Origin of the sequence: Methylibium rhizosphaerae (assembly GCF_006386545.1) — a bacterium.
Classification (GTDB): domain Bacteria; phylum Pseudomonadota; class Gammaproteobacteria; order Burkholderiales; family Burkholderiaceae_C; genus Pseudorivibacter; species Pseudorivibacter rhizosphaerae.
Window position 1 is genome coordinate 1 of record NZ_SWAR01000178.1, and the last position, 688, is coordinate 688.

Consider the following 688-nt stretch of genomic DNA (forward strand, 5'->3'; position numbering starts at 1 on the left):
GAACTCGATGGCCGGCAACCTGACCTCGCAGGTGCGCAACATCGCCGACGTGACCAAGGCGGTGGCGGCGGGCGACCTGTCCAAGAAGATCACGGTGGACGTGAAGGGCGAGATCCTGGAGCTCAAGGCCACCATCAACACCATGGTGGACCAGCTGCGGTCGTTCGCCGCCGAAGTGACGCGGGTGGCGCGCGAGGTGGGTACCGAAGGGCGGCTGGGCGGTCAGGCCGACGTGCAGGGCGTGGCCGGCACCTGGAAGGACCTGACCGAGTCGGTGAATTTCATGGCCGGCAACCTGACCTCGCAGGTGCGCAACATCGCCGAGGTGACCACCGCGGTGGCGGCGGGAGACCTCTCCAAGAAGATCACGGTGGACGTGAAGGGCGAGATCTCGGAGCTGAAGAACACCATCAACACCATGGTGGACCAGCTGTCGTCGTTCGCGGCCGAGGTGACCCGTGTGGCACGCGAAGTGGGCACCGAGGGCAAGCTGGGCGGCCAGGCCGACGTGCAGGGCGTGGCCGGCACCTGGAAGGACCTGACCGAGTCGGTGAACTCGATGGCGGGCAACCTGACCTCGCAGGTGCGCAACATCGCCGACGTGACCAAGGCGGTGGCGGCGGGCGACCTGTCCAAGAAGATCACGGTGGACGTGAAGGGCGAGATCCTGGAGCTGAAGAACACCGTG

General features: G+C 66.4%; 1 protein-coding gene. It reads left to right on the forward strand.

The window, feature by feature from the left end:
- The coding region (locus tag E8D38_RS28005; RefSeq protein ID WP_140637620.1) for a HAMP domain-containing protein at positions 1 to 688 on the forward strand (688 nt) is incomplete at both ends.